This window comes from Neotamlana nanhaiensis, from assembly GCF_000943555.1.
GTDB classification, from domain to species: domain Bacteria; phylum Bacteroidota; class Bacteroidia; order Flavobacteriales; family Flavobacteriaceae; genus Neotamlana; species Neotamlana nanhaiensis.
This window is the reverse complement of sequence record NZ_JTDV01000001.1, coordinates 641,905-662,095: the sequence shown is the minus strand read 5'-3', so window position 1 is coordinate 662,095 and position 20,191 is coordinate 641,905. Positions and strand designations below refer to the sequence as shown.

General features: G+C 36.7%; 8 protein-coding genes. 4 read left to right on the top strand and 4 right to left on the bottom strand.

The annotated features are described in order from the left end of the window. Positions 1 to 4 precede the first annotated feature (4 nt). The 3 genes from PK35_RS02640 to PK35_RS17050 form a co-directional block, all read right to left on the bottom strand. Positions 5 to 376 (bottom strand): DUF1349 domain-containing protein, encoded by a 372-nt coding sequence (locus tag PK35_RS02640; protein WP_082048495.1) that lies wholly within the window; start codon positions 374 to 376, stop codon positions 5 to 7. Next, complete coding sequence (locus PK35_RS02635) at positions 337 to 2,598, bottom strand: alpha-L-fucosidase (protein WP_082048494.1); 2,262 nt, start codon at positions 2,596 to 2,598, stop codon at positions 337 to 339. The genes PK35_RS02640 and PK35_RS02635 overlap by 40 nt, the downstream gene beginning before the upstream one ends. 147 nt (positions 2,599 to 2,745) lie before the next feature. Beyond that, the gene (locus PK35_RS17050) at positions 2,746 to 6,342 is read right to left on the bottom strand and encodes a family 43 glycosylhydrolase (RefSeq protein WP_162182420.1); all 3,597 of its coding nucleotides are present in this window, start codon (positions 6,340 to 6,342) and stop codon (positions 2,746 to 2,748) included. 208 nt (positions 6,343 to 6,550) lie between these two features. Here PK35_RS17050 and PK35_RS02625 point away from each other — a divergent pair, with 208 nt between their 5' ends. Beyond that, complete coding sequence (locus tag PK35_RS02625; protein ID WP_044625068.1) at positions 6,551 to 10,342, top strand: LamG-like jellyroll fold domain-containing protein; 3,792 nt, start codon at positions 6,551 to 6,553, stop codon at positions 10,340 to 10,342. Between the two features lie 93 nt (positions 10,343 to 10,435). Then, positions 10,436 to 13,105: a 3-keto-alpha-glucoside-1,2-lyase-like domain-containing protein gene (locus PK35_RS02620; RefSeq protein ID WP_044625067.1), complete on the top strand. Its 2,670-nt coding sequence runs from the start codon at positions 10,436 to 10,438 to the stop codon at positions 13,103 to 13,105. Between the two features lie 202 nt (positions 13,106 to 13,307). On the opposite strand, the gene PK35_RS02615 is transcribed toward PK35_RS02620, so the two are convergent. Beyond that, complete coding sequence (locus PK35_RS02615; protein ID WP_044625066.1) at positions 13,308 to 15,023, bottom strand: LamG-like jellyroll fold domain-containing protein; 1,716 nt, start codon at positions 15,021 to 15,023, stop codon at positions 13,308 to 13,310. Between the two features lie 356 nt (positions 15,024 to 15,379). On the opposite strand from PK35_RS02615, the gene PK35_RS02610 reads away from it, so the two are divergent. Together PK35_RS02610 and PK35_RS02605 are read left to right on the top strand one after the other, a co-directional pair. Beyond that, entirely contained in the window at positions 15,380 to 18,172 is a 2,793-nt protein-coding gene (locus PK35_RS02610) for a LamG-like jellyroll fold domain-containing protein (protein ID WP_044625065.1), read from the top strand. 8 nt (positions 18,173 to 18,180) lie between these two features. After that, positions 18,181 to 20,190 (top strand): DUF2264 domain-containing protein, encoded by a 2,010-nt coding sequence (locus tag PK35_RS02605; protein ID WP_052825792.1) that lies wholly within the window; start codon positions 18,181 to 18,183, stop codon positions 20,188 to 20,190. The last annotated feature ends 1 nt before the right edge of the window (position 20,191 follow it).

Sequence of the window (20,191 nt, the reverse complement as noted above, 5' to 3'; positions counted from 1 at the left end):
TTTTCTAGTTTTGATTAATAATAACGTTTTTGAAGAGAACATTACAAAATTTATCTTCATTATGGCTGCAAACGGCTAAACCTATTTTTACATTGGAAGCGAGTTCTGCTGTGGTAGAACCTACCAGCATCCAATGCTGTCCATCTTCAGATTGAAAGGCTGTAAATGTATTTCCTTTTCTTTCTAATTTAATCCATCTTGGTGCGCTTATCTTATGCGTTTGTGCGAAACCTTCTGATTGTCCAAACTTTGTTTTTCGTCCTTGTAGGGCAACACCCTCGCTAGGTGTGACAAAAGCTATGAGGTGACTGGATTCTGGATTGAGTGTTTCGCGAATCATAACACCAGCTTTAGCCCATGAAGACGTATTATCCATGCTTCTACTTTTGTAATTATGCTACCGTCACCAGATAGGTTGCTGTATGCAAAATAAAAAGCATCCTTTGTGCTCCAAATATCGTTTCCGGCGCCTTTCATTAAAACGGTGTTTTTAGATTGGGTAATATTTCCGTTTAGGCGAACGTCTCCAATATTGGCCGTATTCCAATTGTGGTTTTCATTTGACAATAGAGCGGCTACGGGTTCAGAGAGGCTAGAAAAATGTTGTCCTACTTTGGCTGTAATGGTGTAGTAATATAATTTTCCCTGCTCTGCAATTGAGTCTTTCCATTCGGGGGTTTTTAGATGGTCTGCCACTGTTTTATAAGGTCCATCTTTGTGCTCTGCTCTCTTAACAATATAATAGTCTGCATTTTGGTAGGACGCCCAACTAAGACCTATGGAGCCCTCTTTGTTGTTTGCTTTCACATCCAGCGGGGCTTTAGGTCTAACAATTGATGCAGGCCCTATTTTAAAACCTATAGCTGTTTTTAAATTCGTGTTCTCTGGAAAAGTAATATGAAGAGCGTCTTCTTTTTGTTCCCAATTTACATCGCTTTCATAGCCCAAAAGAGTAAGTGATGAGATAGGCTCTGTCAATCTATTTTCATTGAGGCCAAGCGAGGTTATTTTGACTACCTCTCTTGTTTTCGGAACGCTCATAACCCAAGCATATAGAGAGCCGTCTTTGCCAACGGTAAAACGAATGTCGGAAGTTGAAAATGGGTGGTTGGCTTGCCTATCTCCAATTTTGCCGCCTGGTAAAACATTTAATTGACCATTGATACCTTCACCCAGTTTTTCCCAAGCATGACTACCGTAAATACCTTCTCCGTTTATTTTCATCCACGCTCCAATTTCCTTGAGCATTTTTGTGCTGCCTTTGTCTAAAGAACCATCAGGTAACAAGGAAACACAGATACCAATATTACCATCGCGAGATACTTCTTCCAGAAGGTACCGAACTACAGCATCTGAACTATAATTAAAACCTGGACCGTAGAACCAGTCTCCAACGGGAGTTTCGGCTATCCAATCCTGGTCTGTTTTTATGTCTCCGGGAATACCTCCTTCTTGGGTGTTTACGGTTCCATTGGTTTTGTTTCTAAATTTAATAATGCTGAACACATCTATCTCGCCACGACGCGCAAGTGTTTTGTTATAGTAATCGGCGATAACACGTTGAATGGCATCACTTTTATAGCCAGTTCCGGTTCCAAAACCGCTAAAAGGTTGTTGGTCGGTACCATCGGTATAAATAAAATCGGGTTGGTATTTATCAACGGCATCCATCATCCGTAAGGCCCACCACTTGGCATACCAATTAGAAAATTTTAAGTGGTTTTTAAATATGCCTGCAGGAGGAGGCGACCAAGGCGAATTAGCTGCTGCTGCCACCCCTTTGTATTCGCGTAAGTTAACGCCATACAGGTAACGGGGGTCCATGCCTTCCCACCATAGTCCTTTACCATCGGCCAAGGTTAAATTGCCGTCATAAGGAATACTAGCTAAATTACCAGTGGTATCACTTTGAAAAGCTGTTTGCCACCACCACCAAGAATATTCATGATGAAAAGTGATGCCAAAACGTATATTAGCTTCTCGAGCGGCTTTTTGCCATTCTCCAACCAAGTCGCGCTTGGGGCCGAGATTCGTAGAATTCCAGGGTTGGTATTTTGAGTCCCACATATCGAATTGATCATGATGGACACCTTGAATAATAAGGTATCGTATCCCGGCATCTTTATAGATTTTAACCAATTTTTCTGGGTTTAGCTTATCGGGATTCCAGTCACGAAGTACTTCTTTATAGCCTATTGTTGATGGATGACCGTAATTTTTAAGGTGGTTTTTGTAGGCATTAGTTCCAGGAACATAAAGTCTTCGAGCATACCAATCTCCACTTTCGCCAACTGACTGAGGGCCAAAATGTACCCACAAACCGAGTTTAGCCTCCCGAAGCCATTCTGGTGTGCCTGGATAATTAGTTTCTATAGACTCCCAAGTAGGGTCGAATGGACCTTCCGAAACAGGTAAGTCCAATTTCACTTCTTTAAAAAGGGATGCGTCTGCCATGTCTACGGAGTTTTCGTCTAGTAATTCAGGAACATCAGGAATAGGTTCAAGTTTATAGGTTAAAGTTGAGTTTTGTTTTTCTTTCTTTTTTGCACATGAAATAAAAAAGGCTCCAATAAAGACTGCGAAAAGAATATGTTTCATTCTAACTTAAATTTAGGATATTTTTTGTGTTAATTTATCAAATGAGTATGGTAGGATAGGCTCAATCATCAATATATCGCATAGGTGGAAACACTTAAAATATAAATACATTGGCAATGATAAGATTTCAAACTTTTTATTATCCAATTAAGGGGTGTTTTTATATATTTTTCTTGTAGAGATCGTTCCGTTTTCATAAAATGCCTTTATAATGTAGAACCCTTTTTTAAGTGGTTTTAAACTATTTCCTAAAAATTGCCCAGAGAAATTATAAATCTCTCTTTTTAAAAGTTTGAGATTAGTATTGTTATCAATTTCTGAAACACTTAATGCATTTGCAACATGATCTAAAATAACGGGAGTAATACCTTGTCTGGTTGGTGTTACAGGTTTTATAGTACCATCGGGATTAAACTCTAATTTGTCAATGCATACTTCTCTATGTGTTCCAGGATCAGAGTTAATATATTCAGCATTAATGCGATGATACACAAGGTACCATTCATCTTTACCCGGAATTTGTAATACGGAGTTGTGACCTGTTCCATAAATTTTATTCGTTGGATCTTGAATGATGACAATTGGTTCACTTGCAACATTTATAGGACCTGTTGGTGACGTAGACGTACCGTAAGCGACGTGGTAATTGGCAGAACCTGTATCATCAACAGACCAAAGAAAGTAATACAAACCATTTCTATAAAATACGTAAGCTGCTTCACGATAATCGTAAGTGCTCAGGTTTCCTCCAGCTGGTGTAATAACAGATGTCGTATTCGGTTTAATAGAAACCATATCATCATTTAGTTCGGCAACAGCCAAAAATCCGTTTCCGTAATAAAAATAGGTTTTCCCAGAAACAGGGTCTTCAAAAACGTCACCATCAATAAGTTGTCCGTTCGCACCAGTTGGCAATTGCGAAATTAATGGCGCACCCGAATCTACAAATGGTCCTGTTGGACTGTTAGCAACGGCAACCCCTATATTTTTGGTGCTTCCAGTATCGCCACTAAAATAATAGAAGTATTTATAGTCACCATTAATCTTTTTTTCAATGATGGCAGGTGCCCAAGCGTTTCCGTAAGCCCAAGAAACTTGGTTGCTGCTTAAATCGAGTATTTCACCTTCATTGGTCCAATGCACCAAATCTGGTGACGAAAACGCATTAAAGGTATAACTACCCCAACCAGGAAAACCATCGTTAGTTGGATAGATGTAAAAACGACCTGTTTTTTCGGAGTAAAGTATTTCTGGATCTGCTTTAAACCCTTCAAGTACAGCATTAACTTCAACGGTTACAGAAACCGTATAATTTACAGTATTTCCGTTTATAGAACATTGATAATTTACAGATCCCGAACTAAAATCTTGTTCGCCAGTTGGCGAAATAATTGTTCCTGGTGCTGCAAATAATTCAGGATTAAAATTTGTTATATCTGTGCCGTAATTCACAGCAATATTTATGGTTTGGTTCGAGGTATCTAAATCAAATCCGTATTTTTTAATAGCTTTATTTTTTGCGCCTTCGGGTGTTGGGTTAAGGGCTGCACTTGGCCACTTTGTAGTTAATCGAGCAGCTTCTTCGCGAGTTATGGCAATGGTTGTTCCGTGGCGTGCATCCATGTCGTAATTATCTCTTACAAAGCTAAAATCGGTTAAGTTTGTACTGCTACAAAACTGATAGTGACCATTAGAATAGCAATCGTACATTAAAATCCAATTATTGGTATCGATTAACCTGAAAACACCAGAACCCTCAACGGCTTTATTGGTTTGTTGTACTGGTGGCGAAGGGTTACTCCATTGTGTGCCTTCTTGTCCTAATGGCGCTGTAAGTGTTGTCGACGTGACTTTACTTATACCGCCTAATGCTTCATTTTTAAAGAACATGTGGTATAAATTATCTTGTTCGTTAAATACAATATCGCCATCAATGGTTGATGTACCTCTATCAAAAAGTATTTTAGGTGTTCCAATTAAATCGGTAAAATCTTCATTGGCATAGCAGTAGTAAATTCTGTCGTAAGGAGCATTACTGTCATTGCTCCACAGTGAGAAATAAACCATATATTTTTGTTCAACTGGGTCGTAAATGGTTTGTGGTGCCCAAACACGTAATACATTACCCCATTCGGTTGGCCATTTTGTTGGGAAATGCACCGTTGAATGCGTCCAATTAACTAAATCGTTCGATTTTAATAAAACCATGCCTCGGTTGCTACTCCAACCTTCGGCAGATTTCATATCGGTAACAACCATATAAAAGGTTTCCCCATCTTCACCTCGTAAAATATGCGGATCGCGAACCCCTTTTTTAATAGAAATGGTATCGGAACTTATTATAGGTTGCCCATTGTTTAAAGGTGTATAATGGTAGCCATCGTTGCTCACGGCAAACCTAATTTGTTCACCATTGGCATCGTTACCAGTAAAATATGAAAATAGATAAGCGTCTCTGTTTTCTTTTTCGGCGACCCAAACGGTAAAGGTTTTAGTGCCTTTTTCATTGTTTTTTATAAGTGTTGCGGTTAGCATAACCTGTTTTTTGCCATTACCGTAAGCCGATAATTGCTGCACTTTTCCAACATTGTTTAAATAATTAGGTTCATTTGATGACCAAACCACCATCGAACCTTCTTGAGTAGTTGTTGGTAAATGAATGGCATCGCGAATATTTGTAGTATTACCACTTAGTGTTAAATTATCCAGATCTATTTGAAGGCTTTCAATATCCGAATATAATGGAAGCACCGTAACGTTAAATGTTTTGGTTACGGTAACGCCATTTAATTGTAAGGTTGCCGTAAGTGTTAAGCTTACAGGATTTGAGCCTACAGGAGGTCTGGTTACAATACCGCTTGATGAAATGGTATTACTATTTGAAGATGCCCAACTAACCGAAATACCGTGAGCAAGTTGTGTTGGTAAAATTAAATTCGATTTTATGGCATCTGCATTTTCAATCGTTAATGCATTTGCAGCGTCGTTAAGTAATAACGAATTTAGGGTGTTGTTTAAAGGCGTTATAGTTTCAGCTAAGGCATCAATTTCATTATTGGTTAAAGCACCGTCGTATACAATAAAGTTATCATATTGTGCTGTTTTTAAATATTTATCGGTATTATAACAAGAGCGTCCTAAAAAATTAAAAGGTGTAGCCCCAATATTGCTCGGTGTTAAATTAACATTGGCCTGAGCCATAAGATTGCCATCAATATAGATTTTTCCATTACCGTTAAGCTGTGTGTAAATAAGGTTTATCCAGCGTCCTTGTGGTAAAGTTTGGTTTAAATCTACGGCTTCTTCGGTTTGCCAATGGGTTGTACTTATGGCATATCTGGAGCTTATGGCACCAAAAAAAATATTACCATTAGCAGTGGCAGCCATGTTTGTTGAATTGGCAAACGTCCATACAAAATTACCAAAGTTGCTAATGTTATAAGAGCTCGAAATGTACAAGTTTGTAGAAATACTAAAATTGTCTAATTGAGCTATAATGCTTCCAAAATTTGAAGAAAAATCGAAATACCCATCGTTATCTCCTAAAGCCAAAACATGATGACCTTCATACGGTAATAAAGTAGCACCGTTTTGTAAGCTTCCCGTAAATGTGTTAGAGGTATCTTGCGTAGAATCAAAATCAAATTGAGCTAATTTAGGTGTTTGCGCACCAATAAAAATTGAAAAAAATAAGCTGATTGAACAAAAATATTGTCTGCTTTTTGTAGTGAAAAAATAGGTCACAGTAATGTCTTTTTTTAGTTGTAAAGTGGTCGTTTTAACAATATTAATAATTTTATTGTACAGCAAGTCTTCATTTTAAAATTTGGACATTTATTCCCTGTATAAATACCATTTTGTACCCTGTTACTGCCAAATAGTTTTAAGAATTTTATAAAACCATTAAGTGTTTATTGTACACTTATAGAATTAAACCAATTGAAACTATAAAATGAAAAAAAACTACTCGCTATTTTTAACTCTTCAGTTATTCTGTATTTATTTTTTACAAGCGCAATCTCCATTAACGGTTTACACCGAAGATAATTACTCTGGAGACTCGCAAACCTATGCCATCTTTACAAGACACTATAATTTAGGTGTTTTCGATAATAACATTAAATCGTTTACGCTACAACAAGGTTATATGGTAACTTTGGCCACAAGTACCGATGGTACGGGATATAGCCGTGTATTTAGAGCGGATGATGCCGATTTAGAAATTGCTAGCCTACAAACAGAGTCGCCGTATTTAAATGAAACCATATCATTTATAAGAGTGATGGCTTTAAACGATTTTGTAACCAAAAAAGGATGGGCCGGTTGGATTCAAGATGAATGGACCGCAATAAATGCGTCATGGCGCTACGATTGGTCGGCAGGAGGTAATTCTAGCACTAATCTTGAATATGTTCCTATTAAGCAGAACTTGGGTTGGCCAGGGTGGGGCGAAATTGAAAATAAAGCCAATGTTACTCATGTGTTGGGTTATAATGAACCCGATAGACCAGATCAATCTAATCTTGAAAATGAAGTTGTAATTGATAACTGGAAGTATTTTATGAATAGCGGATTGCGTTTAGGATCACCTGCACATTCCGATCCTTATAACGGTCTTTCCGGATTTATGGCAGAAGCTGAAGCTAATAATTATCGTGTTGATTTTATTGCAATACATTCGTACTGGTCGCGCGATCAACAAGATTGGTCGTGGCGTTTAGATAATGTTTGGAACGCTTATCAACGTCCTATTTGGATTACCGAGTGGAATAACGGTGCTAACTGGACTACCGAAGCTTGGCCTAGTGGAAATCGTTTAGCTACCGATGCTAATGTGCAAAAGCAACTAGAAGATATTACATATATTGTTGACCTTTTAGAAAGTAAACCTTATGTTGAGCGTTATTCGTTTTACAATGCAGTTGAAGATTGTAGAGCAGCCGTTTTAATTATAAATGATTGTTGGAAAGCAAATAACCCCGATTGGGAAAATTATACTTGGTTAGATGATGCTTATGTAATTTCCACATGGACAGATGGCTGCGGAGAAAATACTAAAGTACTCACGCCAGCAGGAGAGTATTTACGTAACAAAAATTCGGCTAAAGCGTTTAATCCAGCTACCGAATATATTCCTACTTGGACACCTTACACCGAAACTTTAAGCTATACCATTTCCGAAGATTTTCAAAATGTGGTTTTACACTGGGAAGGTCGTAATGGCGAATTGGTTAATAATTATGTTGTAGAGCGTCGATTAAGTGGCGAGTCTACTTGGTCTTCATTTTACGATTCACCAGATTATACGGTATTATCAGCATCCGATGCTATACCAACTTATGCGCTCTATCAATTAAAAACAGTAGGTAAAGACAATGCTGAAACAACCTCGCCGCAAATAGCTATATCGTTATCATCTTTAATTGAAGCCAAAGCGACTTCAGCTAAAAAAATAGAATTAGATTGGACAGCGGTTGAAAATGCAGTGTCTTATAATATTAGACGTGCAACATCTTCTGGAGGGACTTACACGCTTGTAGCCTCAGAAGTTTCAGATACAAATTATCAAGACACAAATTTAAGTCCGAATACAACTTACTATTACAAAATCTGGCCTGTAAATGCTGGTGGTGAAAGTGGTTTTTCTTCACCTGAAGCTATGGCAACAACATTTTCATTAAATGCACCTAATGCCACAGTTCAAAATATTTTGGTAGGTTCTGGCGATAATCAAGTAAAATTAAAATGGGATATAATTCCCGATGCTCAATTTGATGTTAAACGATCTACGTCGGCTGTTGGACCCTTTGTTTCTGTGGGTACAACCGGTTTTGAAGAAAATGAATATACAGACCAAACAACCGTAAATGGAACGGCATATTATTATGTTATCACGCCTTTTAACGATGCAGGATCGGGATCCGATTCTAGTACCGTAGTTTCGGCGCCAAATACAGGACAACATTTGTATTACGATTTTAATGAAGGCTTTAGTACAAATCCGTACGACCGATGGGGTGTTTATCAAAGCACACTTTATCCAGCCGTTAGTGGTGGTACAGGCAAAGGTGGTAGCGGTATTAATTTCACAGGAGACGACGACTCTTACATGCAAATAGAAAATGGCGTAGTTAGTAGTTTAACCGATTTTACTATAGCAACTTGGGTAAAATTAAATTCAAGTTCTAATTGGATGCGTATTTTCGATTTTGGATCTGGTTCGGCAACCAATATGTTTTTAACACCACAAAACGGAAGTACAGGAAATTATCGTTTTGCAATTAAATATAACAATGGTACGGAGGAACGCATAGAGTCTTCAGTAGCGCCAACACTAGATGTTTGGACACATGTTGCCATAACCATGAATGGAAATGTTGGTATAATGTATATTGATGGGGTAGAAGTGGGACGAAAAGAAGATTTTACTTTAACGCCTTCAATTTTAGGCGAAACTACTCAAAATTATATTGGAAAATCACAATATCCAGACCCTATTTTAGATGCATCACTTGATGAGTTTAGAATTTATAATCGAGCCTTAAGTGCTGCTGAAGTTACCAGTTTATATGGTGAAGATGTGTCGGTTCCAGAAGAATGTCCGTTTACGTTATTGTATTCCGATAAAACAAACTTAACACCCGATCCAGAAATGAATGCTTTTAATTCGTATCAAGGTTGGGGAGCTTCAAATCAAGTATTGGAAACGGCCGATGTTTATTGTGGTGCTAATGCCATGAGATTAAACGGCAGATGTTCTACCTCGCTCGATGTTGCTGTAAATTGGGAAGCTAATACTGTTTATCGTGTAAAATTTGCAGCAAAAACAGTTGGAGGAACTGCAAAAGTTGGGTTTACAAACACCGATGGAGCCGATGCTTATGTGTTTAATAATTCCGATTGGGATATTGTAGATTACACCTTTACAACGGGAGCAAATGCTTCATCTGGTCTCATTTTTATTAATAGTTGCGAATCGGAAACAGCAACACAAATTTTAATAGATAATTACGAATTGTATAACATAGGAAATGCAGTTGTGATCGATAATAACGAAGATTGTAGTTTTGTGCCTTTATACGATGGCGAACAAAATTTAGCTCCTAACCGCGCTTGCGACGATTTAAGTTTATGGCAAGGTTGGGGAAATAGAGAAGTGGTAACCGATAATGTTGATGCGCATTGTGGCGATTATATTAAATTAACTACCAATGGCTGTAACGCTGCACTCGATATTAACCCAATAAATTGGGCGCCAAATGCGACTTATCGTTTACACGTATATATTAAAACCATTGGAGGTAGTATTGGGTTTATGGCAAATAATGTAGACCCAACATTGGTTGAAACTTTTGATACTGGTGGCGCATGGCAATTAATAGATTTTACCTTTGCAACAGGAGCTAATCCGTCGGCAAGTTTCATTTCTTTTAACGGTTGCGATGGTTCTCCTAGTGGTACCGAAGTTTGGATTGACGATTACCAACTTTACAGAACTGACACGATTTTGGGCGTAAATGATGTTGCGTTTTCTACAGAAACCCAAGTTAAAGCCATTGGCGATAATGTATATATTACTAATGTAACAGCAAAAACCGAACTAAAATTATATAGTTTGTCAGGAGCTTTAGTTAAATCTGTAAATACAAAAACCGATACACATTTTAGTTTTAAATCAGGACTATGGATTGCGGTTTTAAAAACCAATAACGGTCAAAAAGCAGTGAAATTAATAGTGAAATAATGCGCAAAACTAAATAAGAATAAACCACATTTAAAAGCAACTACAACATCATGTTAGTTGCTTTTTTTGTTTTAAACGTAAAACAAATTTATTATGAAAACATTTTTAAAAATAATAACCGTATGCTTATTTGTTTCTTGTAATCTAGTAGTTTCGCAAGTAACTTATAGCATTGATACCGAACAGGTAGAACATCAAATAGACATCAACGTTTACGGACAGTTTTTAGAGCATATTTACAATTCAGCAAACAATGGTTTGTGGGGCGATATGGTTTGGAATAGAAGTTTTGAACGTTTAAGTGGCACTAGTGGTGATTGGCATATTTCGGAAAATGAAATTATTCAAAATTCTTTAAATGAAAATGTACGATTGACTTTTGGAGATGTCGTTTGGCAAGATTATGAAATTAATTTACAAGCAAAAAAAACAGGAGGTAACGAAGGTTTCTTGGTAATGTTTAGGGCTAACGGAGATAATTTTTATTGGTTAAATATAGCAGGTTGGGGAAATACGCAACACGCCATTGAAAAAGGTAACGTTGGAGGTGGTCGTTGGAGCGTTTATAACAATTTAACTAGCCCAGGAAGTATAGTGAATAACGTTTGGTACGATATAAGAATTCGTTGTGAAGGCAATCATTTTCAAGTGTGGTTTGACGGTACACTTCTTTTCGATTTTATAGATAACAACGCACATTTAACGGGGCAAGCCGGAATTGGTACTTGGGCTACTTCGGCTAGTTATAGAAATATTGTGGTGTCAGAAATTCCAAGTGGGAACACAATCTATAACCAATTACCTGAAATTGGTGAAGCTGCATTTGCTAACTGGGAAAAATCAGCAAATGCAACTATTTATAAAACTCAAGATGCTTTAAATAGTAATTTTGCTTTACAATTAACCAATAATGAAGCTTCCGAAGCCTATATTCAGCAACACGATTTTAATATTATTCCTCAAAAGTACGAAGGCTCAATTTGGGCAAAAGGAGCATCAGGTACATCTTTATCGGTATCATTAAACAACGGAAATTCGGTGCTAGATCAAACTACGGTTATCACAGCGAGCAACGATTGGGAAAAATTAAATTTTGAGTTGAATTCGGTAACTTCAACAACAAACGGAAGTTTAAAAATTAGAACATCAAATACTGGAACCGTATTAATCGATCAGGTGAGTTTGATGGGACAAGATGCTTTAGATAATAATGGGTTTAGACCCGATTTATTTCAAGCTGTAGATGACTTACAAGCTCCAATTATTAGATGGCCTGGTGGTTGTTACGTATCGGCTTATTTCTGGAAAGATGCTATTGGGTCGCAAGATAATAGGGTTGTTTATCCCATGGAATTATGGAACGATGCCGATGTGAATTCCTATGGTACCGACGAATTTATGACCATGTGTAAAATGACAGGTTCAGAACCTTTAATTGTGGTTAATGCTGGTGTTTTAGATAGAACTTGTGGTGTTACCATTCCTAAAAAATTGACGCCAGAACAATACTTGCAAGATGCACTCGATTGGATGGAATATTGCAACGGCGACGCAACCACCACTTGGGGTGCTGTAAGAGCGGCAAATGGTCATCCAGAGCCTTATAATGTAACCTTTTGGGAAATTGATAATGAAACTTGGAGTGCGGGTATTAACGCTTATGTAGATATAGTTAAGGAGTTTGCTCCTGCAATGCGTACCAAATATCCAGATATTAAAATTATTGCTTGCGGAAGTGGTGGTTACGATTATAATTGGAATGAAACCTTATTAAACGAATGCGCGCATTTAATCGATTATATAAGTGTGCATCATTATGAAAACGAGAATAATTTTAAAACAGGTGTGGCTACTTATGAAACATTCATAGAAAATTTATCTAATAGTATTAGTAATTCATCAAATCCAAATGTAGAAATTTATATGTCCGAATGGAATTTATGGGGACCAATAGATTGGCGTATCGGTTTATATGCTGGAGGTATGCTAAACATGTTTGAACGACAAGGTGAAAAATTTACCCTTGGTGGGCCAGCATTGTGGTTAAGACATACATCGGCAAATGCTTGGAATAATGCCTTTATAAACTTTAATAATTCCGACTGGTTTGCAGCCCCAAATTATGTGGTTATGAAATTATGGCGAGAGTATTATGCGCCTAATTATATAAAAACTGGAGGCTTTAATAATAATTTAGATGCGGTTGCTACACTTAGCGATGATGGTAATACCATGTATTTTAAAGTCGTTAACACTGCGGCTTCTAATACCAATATTAACTTGGTTGTAAATAATGAATTTGTTCCAGAAATGGCAAGCGTAAAAAGTGTTGCTTCAGCTTCAATTTATGATGAAAATACCTTTTTACAGCCTAATAAAATTGGAGTTTCTACACTTGAAGCCATGGTAAATAATCAGAACATTTCGTTTACAGCACCGGCATATTCGGCAAATGTTGTTATGGTAAAAAAAGATGAAGCTTTAAGTACACAAGCATTAAATAGTAAGTTAATAACCTTTAAAAATGTGCCCAATCCATTTCAAAATAAAACCAAAATAATAATCCGTTTAAAAGAAGGCTTTCAAGCTAATTTACAAATAGTGGATATTACAGGAAGAGTGGTGAAAACAATTGCCACTGGTTATTTAAATGAAGGTTTAAATGAGTTTAATTGGGAAACGAGTAATATAAAAAGCGGTATATATTTTTGCGAATTACAAGGCGCTAAAACAACATCGGTTATTAAAATGATGGTGAATTAAGTTTCTTTTAAAAGAATATGAATAAAAAAAGAGGCGTCTTAAAAGTGAAAATCTAGCGAGTTTAATACTGTAATCTTTCCGAAAATATACGGAATAGCATTTTAGATTTTATAACTTTTAAGACAGCCTCTTAAAATTAGAATGAATTAATTGAAGCCATAGTTCCAAATAAATATTCTAACATGGCTATTAATCATGGTTGTTATTTTACAATAAGTTTTGAAGTAGCCGAATCGTTAATTTTTACAATATAAATTCCAGCATTTAGTTTATGGTTTACTTCAATAGTTTTAGAGTTTGAAACAAAATCTTTATTTATTACTTCTTTGCCTAAAAGGTTAAATACTTTAACGTTAACAGCACTGTCAAAATCGTTTAATGCAATTTTAAAAACATTGTTAGTTGAAGGGTTAGGATATAATTTGAAAGCAACATTATTTAATTCAAAATCATCGGCACTTAAGGTAGACATATCGTAAATTTCAAAATTGTCTATATAAGTGTAAGTCGCATTTGAAGCAGAATCACATTTATTAAATGAAATAAATCCGTCGGTTGTTGCTCCTGCACCAGTAGTAAATGTAAAGTCTTGTAATTCCCATACGCCATTTGTATCAATAGAATAATCAAACGTTGGATCAGCAGCACTTACTCTAAAGCCAATATTTCCATCTACAGTTTTAACCATTACTCTAACACGGTAGGTAGTTTCTGGTTGTAAAAATGTCGCAGGGTTAATATCTAATGCAGCATCACAACCACTACCTCCATTACCTAATTTTAATGAAGCTCCTCCACAGTATGTTTCTGCTAAATCATTCGTAACACTAACGCTTCCCCATCCTTGGTAAACAGATCTATCTGCGCAATAAGGGTCTGGTACAAGGTTGTTTGCACCAAGTGGCATAAAGCACTCTTCTTGTATGCTTAAATTATAGGTTTTAGTTGTTATACCATCAGAAGCTGTCACAGAAATACTGGCAGTTCCTTCTCCATCGGTTAATGTCAAAGTACCAACACCTGAGTTAATTGTTGCGCTTCCATCTTCAGTGGTTGCACTAATATTAACCGAAGTTGTTCCTGCAGGTACAGAGACACCGTAAGATATAACTCCAGCATCAAATGTTGGAGTTAAAGTACCTGGGCTAACTGTTAAAGTCGCTAAATTAGCATTTGTACCACCCAAAAAAGAGGCAGCTCTTGAGCTTACTGTTGTGGCATCCATAGCACCGCTATAAATATTAAATTCATCTATAGAACCGCTCCATAATGGATCATTCATGTAAGTGGAATAACCTAATGATGCAAATGTGTTTCCAATGTTAGATAATACATTGTCTCCCGCAAGGGCCGTTGTTCCAATTAATGTACCATCTAGATATAAGGCCATTTCATCAGCCGTAATAGTAATTACGGAATGGTGTACATCTTCATCTGTTATTTCAGAAGTGTCATTAATACCTGTTTCTGTCGCCCAAGGGTTTGTGGTGTTGTTACAAGATATTGCGGCTCTTAAAACATCATCGGCTCTAGCGGGTTGTAGCTGTACATAATCTGAACCTAAGCTTCCTTGAGTACCAAAAGCAAGTAATGTATGAAACCCTGTTTGTCCTGCAGTTTGATTAAATACAACTTCAAAAGTAATACTCGTATAAGAAGGAACATCAATAACTCCTGCATCAAAAGTTAAATAGCCATCATTTAGGTTGATTTTTCCATCTGGAGAAAATGTTGCTCCGGTAGCAGATAGTGAGCCATTAGCCGAACCAGTTCCATCGTTAGCGTTTCCATTAAATGTGTACGAATGCATTAAAGTTTGTGCATTCGATATAGTTGCAAATGCGAATAACAAGAGCGGTACTAACGCAAATTTTAAAAAATAGTTTTTTCTAGTTTTTGAATGTAATAGTTTTTTCATGTCTTAAATAAAAGTTTAGTTAATTTAATTAATTATAAGTGTTGGTTATACACTTTTACCAAATATAAAGATTATTAGAGATTTAGGAGGGTTATAAAATGATTTTTTACGGGTATAAAATGACTTTTATTTTTTCACACTTTAAAACTTATTTTTAAATTTAAACTGATGTGATGATTCACTAAACATTTAAATGTTTTACAATTTTTATGTGTTTTTTAGGATTCAGGCATTTTATACCCTGTTTTTGGATAATATTTCCCCTGTTTTTAAGGCTTCAATTTTATAAATTTGTATTTACCAAACAAGTGTGTTATTTACACTTTTATTTAAACTAGACTAAAACTAATCTTATTATGAATATTCATTTTAAAGCAACTTTGCTTTTTATGGCTTTAACTTTTGTGATGAAATCAAGCTATTCGCAAGTGTCGAGCGCAAGCGATAATTTAAAGGCTCAACCTATTTCAGACCGTTCCATAGTGTTTAATGTAGAAGCTACAGGTATTGCAAAACCAATTACTTGGGGTTTAGATTTAGCATGGTTATCCGAGAGAAATATTATTCGTGGTATGGCTTTTATGGAGGCCAATAATGTGGATGTTATCCGTTCATCATTTATGCCAACACAACCTTTATTAAATGATGAGACACTTCAAGGTGATGCTTTAACAAATACAAATTTAAGAATAGACATTATTAAAAATAATTTGGGCGCTGGAACAAATGTGGTTTTAAATTCCGATCATCCAAGTGTTAACGATTATTTTAAAGGTAATGCGGCAAATTGGGCGAAATTAATTGAGGTTACAGCACAAATGCATGAAGCCGAAGGCTTTAATATTGTTACAGTATCTCCTTTTAACGAACCAGATTTTACAAATACGGGACAAGGAACCATGCAAGATTTTTATAATATTTGCGGGCAGTTAAAAAGTAATTCGTACTTCGATAATATTAGAGTTTCTGGAGGTAATACACTTAATACAGATGAAGCCTTAAATTGGTATAATTATTTAAAAACTCGGTTAGATGAAGGCAATACCCATCAATTAGCAGGAAGTTTCGATAATTACGCCAACTTTTTTCAAACGGTAAGTTCAGATGGTAATCATGCTACTAACGACGAGCTTCATAATGTTATGGAAGCCATGGTTGGTGTAGAGTACGGTTTACAAACAGGTATTTGGTGGGGCACTGCAGAACTTGCTCGTGGTGAGTTTGTAAAAGCTAGTGATGGCGTTCGTTTAGGGTATGCCGAACATCGTCCAAATTGGACTTCCGCTTCGGTATATCGTCATACAAATGGAAAAGTACAAGCTTTTGGTGGTACTTCCGAAAGGCAAGCAAGACCAACAAATTATACTTTTTTATCGAAAGATAGAGTGGTGTATTACGATGGTGTTGGGCCACAGCGAGAATATGTTATGGAGTTACCAGCAGACCCAAATGGAGCTTACCAAACAGCACTTCAACGAAATGCAGAACGTGTGGTAAATATATCTTGGGGCGAAGATGTTCAGCCAGAAATAAATGGCGAATACAAAATCGTAAACAAAAATAGTGGCTTGGTCATGGAGGTTAGCGGATCTGGTGATGGCGCTAACGTTCGTCAAAATAATTACGTAGGTTCAAGCAGTCAAAAATTTACCGTCGTACCTGTACCGATTGATATTGGTGGCGATTTTAGTTATTACAGAATTAAGGTGCTTTCGGATGCCAATCGATCGTTAGATGTCAATAACTTTTCCTTAGATAACGGTGGAAACATTCATTTATGGACGCAAGCCAATGGCGGAAACCAACAATGGTATCTCGATTACCAATCTGATGGCTGGTTTTTAATAAGAAGCCGAGAAAGTTCGCATTGTATTGACGTTTATCAAGCAGGAACAAATGCAGGTGCAAATATTGTTCAGTGGGAAAAAAATGGAGGAGCCAACCAAGAATGGCGTTTTTTACCAGTTGATGCACCTATAGAATTTGATGCGCCAAGTGCACCAACTAATTTAGAGGCTACGGTACAACCCACTTCTGTAAGATTAGATTGGGATGCAAGCCCCGAAACCGATGTTGCAGGTTATCATATTTATAGAGCGGAAGCTGAAAACGGCGCGTACAATACCATTGCAAGAACGGTTACTAACACCGCGTTTATAGATAATACCGCACTTTCAGGTATAAACTATTTTTATAAAATTAAGGCTATCGATGGTTCTTTAAACCGTTCGGAATATTCAAATGTCACGTCGGGAACTGCTTCTGGAGCGCAAAGTTTGGTTGCTCAGTTTAATTTTGAAAACAATACACAAGATGCATCTACAAACTTAAATCATGCGGCAACTGCAGGAACTATATCTTTTGAAACTAGCGAAAACGAATCGCAAGCTATAACACTTAATGGTTCTGATGCTTTTGTGCAATTACCGCCAGATATTGCAAGCCACCAGGAACTAACAATGGCAACGTGGGTAAATTGGAATGGCGGCGGCGCGTGGCAACGCATTTTCGATTTTGGTAATAACACGAACGAATATTTATTTTTAACACCAAGTTCTGGAGCTGGAACTTTACGCTTTGGCATGAAAATAGGCAGCGGCGAACAGTTTATAGAGTCGTCGGTATTACCAACAGGCGAGTGGACACATGTGGCTGTAACCATTAGTACTAGCGGTGTGGTTTTATATGTAAATGGTCAGCAAGTAGCGCAATCTACCAGTGCTTTTGGTAGCCCATTAAATATTAAACCAGCATTAAATTATATTGGTCGAAGTCAATTTCCAGATCCGTTATTAAATGGTAGTGTAGACGATTTTAGAGTATATAACTACGCTTTATCTCCAGCACAAGTGGAAGCATTGGCAGCAGGAACTTTATCTGTAAATACTACTAAGTTGGAAGATGCTATTGGTGTTTACCCTGTGCCTTCAGATGATGCTTTACATGTTAAAATAAATAAATCAAACTTAAAATTAAATACGGTTAATATTAAAATTACCGATATTAGAGGTGTAAAATTACAAGAAACAAAAATTACAAATTCTGATCATTTTGTAGTGAATACTGCGCAAATGTCATCGGGCATCTACGTTTTAGAAATTGAAAATAAAGGTGTTTCCGTTAAAAAGAAATTTGTAGTTAAACATTAATCAAAAACATGAATTTAAACAAGAACCTACTTTTTTTATTGGTATTACTTAGCGTGAATTTTTATGGATTTGCTCAAAAGGAATTAGAGCCCTTTCAAATAAACAATCCCGATTATAAGTTAAGTCCGCACACAGGAATGACGAAGCAGCACTGGGAAGATGCCGCAATGTATTTATTAAAAGGTGCTTTTAGTTACATAAATACTTTGGATGACCCAATGAAGTTTCCGAAGCAACCTGGTAAAAGTTATCCGCATGATGAGGGCAGAGTACCGACAGAAAAATTAGAAGGTTTATGCAGAACGTTATTTGTGGCGGCGCCATTGTTAAAGGAAAATCCAGATTTAACCATAAACAATATTAAGGTTGCTGATTATTACCGTTATCAAATCGGGTTGTTGGCAAATCCTGAAAGTCCTTCGTACATAGTACCACGATCAAAAAATGGTGGGCCAAGTCAAAACTTAGTAGAGTTTGGGGCATTAGCCGTATCGATGTTAATCAATCCAGAGGTGTTGTGGCACCCGTTACCAGACGATCAAAAGGCGGCTTTATCAAAAATTATGCTGAGTTATGGCGATGGGCCAACGGTAGATTCTAACTGGAAATTCTTCAATATTTTCGTTTTAAGTTTTTTTAAAGAGCAAGGTTACAAAGTCAACGAAAAATTGTTGGTTGAGTATTTAGAGCGTTCTTTAACACATTATCGCGGACAAGGTTGGTACAACGATAGTCCTGCCTACGATTATTACAGCATGTGGGCATTCCAAATGTATGGCATGGTGTGGTCGGAATATTTTGGTAAAAAATACTATCCAGAAATCGCAGAAAAATTCATTAACAATTTTGAGGATTTAAAAGATAATTACCCGTATTTATTCAGTAAAGATGGAAAAATGATTATGTATGGGCGCAGTATAAGCTACCGTATAGGTTCTGTAATTCCGTTTCCTTTAATGGGCTTTCAAGATGATGATACGATCAATTACGGTTGGATGCGACGTATTTCGTCAGGCGTCATTAAACAATTTTTTACGCATCCCGATTTTATAAAAGATAACGTGCCAACCTTAGGGTTTTATGGCGCGTTCGAACCCGCAGTGCAAAATTACAGCTGCCGCGGAAGTGTATATTGGATGGGAAAAGCCTTTTTAGGTTTGTTAGTGCCAGATGATAATCCATTTTGGACAGCCACCGAAAATAACGGCGCATGGGAAGATGAGCTTAAAAAAGATAACGTTTACAATAAATTCCAAGAGGCTTCAGAAATTTTAATAACCGATTATCCTAATATTGGTGCTTCAGAAATTAGAGCGTGGTGCCACGAAAAGGTTAAAGATGATTGGCAAAAATTCCGTTCTACCGAAAATTATAATCGTCTGTCATACAACAGTGCGTTTCCTTGGCAGGCTGATGGCGAAGATGGAGAAGTAGCTATGAACTATCTCATTAAAAACAAAAATAAAGCGTGGGAAGCATTTAGGCTATACGATTTTAAACGTTTTGAAGATGGCATGTATTTCCGTGATGTTGTTTTAGAAACTGATGAGTCCATCAAATTTAACCTTGTAGATATTCCTTTAGCAAATGGTATTTTAAGAGTCGATAGAAATGTAAGTGATAAACCATTAGATATACGCTTAGGGCATTACGCTTTGCCAAAATTTGAAGCAGGTATAAAAGTAACCACGAAAAAGGTTAAAGGTTATGAAGCTACAATAATCGATAATGGAAGTTATCAATTAGCGATGATTCCAGTATTAGGTTGGGATAAAACCGAAGTTGTACTCACAACAGGTTTGCATCCAGAAAGTAACGAAAGCGCTGTAATTAACGTTACAAAATCCGAAACTGATAGCGATGCAAACAAAGTGTACGCCACATTGATGCTTTGGAAAAAATCTGGTGAAAAATGGACTAAAAACGACCTTTTTCCATTAAAAAATATCGAAATATTGGGCGATAACGCAATATATATTAATTTTAAGAACCAACTAACTAAAACTATTAATTTTTAAA

Excerpts from the sequence above, each read along its gene's own strand:
- PK35_RS02640 (WP_082048495.1), bottom strand. The coding sequence starts at position 376 with ATGGATAATACGTCTTCATGGGCTAAAGCTGGTGTTATGATTCGCGAA.
- PK35_RS02635 (WP_082048494.1), bottom strand. The coding sequence starts at position 2,598 with ATGAAACATATTCTTTTCGCAGTCTTTATTGGAGCCTTTTTTATTTCA.
- PK35_RS02625 (WP_044625068.1), top strand. The coding sequence starts at position 6,551 with ATGAAAAAAAACTACTCGCTATTTTTAACTCTTCAGTTATTCTGTATT.
- PK35_RS02620 (WP_044625067.1), top strand. The coding sequence starts at position 10,436 with ATGAAAACATTTTTAAAAATAATAACCGTATGCTTATTTGTTTCTTGT.
- PK35_RS02615 (WP_044625066.1), bottom strand. The coding sequence starts at position 15,023 with ATGAAAAAACTATTACATTCAAAAACTAGAAAAAACTATTTTTTAAAA.
- PK35_RS02610 (WP_044625065.1), top strand. The coding sequence starts at position 15,380 with ATGAATATTCATTTTAAAGCAACTTTGCTTTTTATGGCTTTAACTTTT.
- PK35_RS02605 (WP_052825792.1), top strand. The coding sequence starts at position 18,181 with ATGAATTTAAACAAGAACCTACTTTTTTTATTGGTATTACTTAGCGTG.